Annotated in this window: 2 protein-coding genes; both read right to left on the bottom strand. The window is 62.0% G+C overall.

Annotation, left to right across the window (positions count from 1 at the left end):
- Positions 1 to 503: 503 nt before the first annotated feature.
- Positions 504 to 1,001 (bottom strand): DUF883 family protein, encoded by a 498-nt coding sequence (locus WAW39_RS30675; RefSeq protein ID WP_422323660.1) that lies wholly within the window; start codon positions 999 to 1,001, stop codon positions 504 to 506.
- Between the two features lie 939 nt (positions 1,002 to 1,940).
- A partial coding sequence (locus WAW39_RS30670; protein ID WP_422323658.1) for a hypothetical protein occupies positions 1,941 to 3,128 on the bottom strand: 1,188 nt, incomplete at its 5' end.

Here is a 3,128-nt window from a genome sequence, read left to right as displayed (position 1 = left end):
CAGTACCGCATCACCAAAGCTGCGCTGGACGAGTTTCTGACGCAGTGATGGGGGGGCAATGACCCCTCGTGTGAAATGCCGGAGGTGCTCAGCGATGATTTTGGAAATCACCGCGAGGACCAAGGGTGGTTTCTGTGGTGCGTGACTTAAGACACGCGGGCTGCGCTGTTGCCTCAGGCAGATAGGTGTTCAATGCCTCTAGCGAGGGATTGAGCGAAGCAGTATCCCTCGGTCAGAGAGCCATACACGCTCACTTCGACCGCATCGCGGAGCGATGCCAGCGCGGGCCAAGTTTGGGTTTTTTTAAGCGGCTTCATTTCCTGTTATCCCCCTCTAGGGTAGTTCGGGGAAAAACGAAGCGTGCTTTCCGCACTTCTGCGGAAACGGTTTTGGAAACAAAAGCTCCGGGAGCAAAAAAAATGGAAACGAAAAACCTCGTTTTTCGTTTCCATGGGGCTGCGGGGGCGCAGCGCTAGATCGGGGACTGGAGCCCCTGGCGTTTACTACCAGCTGAAGCGCTCGCGCAGCGTGGGCTCGCGATGGTGGGAGAGTCCCATGAGGCAGCCGAGGGTGAGGCCGACGGCGAAGGCACCGAGCACGACGGGGACGGGATTCTCACGCACGTATTGCTTGGACTGCACCAGCGTGTCTTCAGCGCGTGCGGCGGCGGTTTTGTAAAGGTCCTCGGCGCGGTGTGCGGCGGAGTGGTAGACGTCTTCCGCACGTGTGGCGGCGGACTGGTAGAGATCTTTGGCAGCCTGACCCGCGTGCTGCGCGGCATCCTTGGTGGCGGCGATTCCGCGTTGTGCGGCATCTTTGGCGGTCTGGGCGGCCTGCTCGGCTGCGTCTTTCACAGTGTGTGTGGCGTTCTGGGCCAGATCACGGGCGGCATAGCCTGCCTGCTGTGCGGCGTCCTTGGCATTGCCAGCTGCTTCCTGGGCGGAGTCTTTGGCGGCCTGGGAATGTTGGTCGTAGGCGAGCGTGTTGAAGTCGGTTTTCATTTGGGGGTGTGGTTGTTCTTGCTGTGATCGTGTGTGGTCTTTGCTGTGATCGTCTCAAACTGCGCCAAAAGCGCAGTCCGTGCCATGGGGTGTATGCCTCCCTCCTGGCTGTCACTGGCAGGATCGTCTCCGGGCATGAAGGCAGACGTACCAATCGGTGTCCCGAGAGTCCGCCGTGAGGCTGATGCCGTTATGAGGCTGCGATAGGAAGAGGTGCGATCCCAGTGTGGTATGAAAAAAAACGCCCGCCGCCATCGAGGGCGGAGTCGGGGCGTTTAGAAAGGGGGACGTCATAGGTCCGCAGCACGCGCTGGGACGCAGGAACCTGTAGACGCGCACACCTCATCCCTGTCGGCTGAGCGGGGCGGGTCACGCAATAAAAAGAAATACCACACCATGCTATACAATATCCCGGCCGGCCGTGGGTGGCGCCGCAGGGTTGGTAGGGAACCGCTGTGCGGGTCCGTGATTCCGGGTCCATGGCGTCGCAGGCTTTCAAAAAGGAGCGTCGTCTCCCGGCGGTGAAAGGCAGAAAGGGCGGGGCGCCGGTTGCCAGTTTCCAACCCCCAGAACCTAGGCTGGGAAACTGGAAACCGAGGCACAGAAGACTGGGAAAGAAAGTGCAGGGGAATGCAAACGGCAGGAAAGCTGTGGCAATGCGGTGCAGTTTGCGCGGTTGCCATGGGCAACCGAAAAAAAAGGCATGGCAACCGGATTGGCCGTCAGGATGCGGACTTTTTCATACACTAACAGATCTGCGAACTGTCGCCACCCTTATCCCACGATGGGCGCAGCTCTTCATGGTAGTTTGGTGTGTTTGGCGTGCTGTGCTTTCCGGTGCTTCACCGCTATCTTCGCCAAACCGCCCGACTTTTGGCGGCACCGAGTCACATGCCAATAGACCAGCGGTCTATCACCACGCCCATCCTGCTTTCCACCTCACCACGGCGCCGTCTGATTCAGCTGCAGCGGTGCGCTGCGGATGAGGAAGAAGCCGTGGAAGGGCTGCACATTGGCGGCAGGTGCTGGCGTGGTCTGCGGCATCCACGCGGGCGGGGTGGTGGTGCCGTCGAGGTAGTAGCCGGTGTAGCTGCTGGCGTCTGGCGTGGTGTCGCCATCCCAGAGGCGGAAGCGGTCGGCGGCATCCGGGGTGAGGCCGGAGGTGAGGCCGTTGACCGGAGCAGGGGTGACCACGGGCCAGCCGGGGGCGACGAGCTGGGTGCCGGCGACAAGCGGGGTGACGTAGTTCGTCAGGCGCACTTCGCCGGTGAACATGAGGGCATTGCCAGCACCGCGCACCTGCACCATGGCAGCTTCGTGCGCAGCGAAGGGGCGGGCGTTCATGCTGAGCACATCGCTGAGCCAGTAGCCGTTGCTGTTGGTGAGGGTGGTGTAGTTGCTGGCGGCTGGGTCGAAGAACAGCACTCGGTCCTCGCTGCTGAAGGCGGTGGATGGGAGCAGTTCACCGAGGGTGTGGTGCTGGCGGACGCTGATGCGCGCATTGGCGAGACCGGCATAAGACTGGCTGGTATTTTGCAGCACGACGGTGTTGCCGGAGCTGCTGGCGGAGTCGATGTCGAAGCGCTGTCCGGCCAGCGGGCCGTCGAGGGCTTCGAGGTAGAACGAACCGGCAGGCAGGGTGATGATGGCCTGCAGCATGATTTCATTGGCGCTGACGGCGGCCACACGGCCGGTGAAGAAGGCGGCATTGAGCAGCGGCATGCTGAAGGTGCGTGAGCCAGGGGCGAAGGACTGGCGGCTCCAGCCCTGGATGCCGGAGGTGACGGTGGCTTCGGCGACGCCGTCGCGGTTCGCATCGAGATCGACCTTGAGGCGGATGTAGCCGGCGTCGAGCCCCTTGAAGACGAGGAGTTTTTCGAGGTTCGAATACGAGCGTGTGAGCGTGCCGTCCGCGTTGATGGTGGTGGTGGCTGCCATCGTGAGCTTCTTCCAGGCGCTGGCAGTTCCGGCCTTGCTGAGATCGGTCAGAGTTTCGAGGCTGATGATGAGGTCATCATGCGTGGCGGTGGGCTGCGTCAGCTGGGCGATGAGCGTGCCAGTGGTGGCGTCATGCGTGAGGGCAAAGCGGTTCGGCTGCAGCGGGTTGGCAGGATCGGTGCCCAGAGC

Origin of the sequence: Prosthecobacter sp. (assembly GCF_049294395.1) — a bacterium.
Taxonomy (GTDB): domain Bacteria; phylum Verrucomicrobiota; class Verrucomicrobiia; order Verrucomicrobiales; family Verrucomicrobiaceae; genus Prosthecobacter.
Note: the sequence above shows the minus strand (reverse complement) of the source record. Positions and strands in the feature narration are given on the sequence as shown.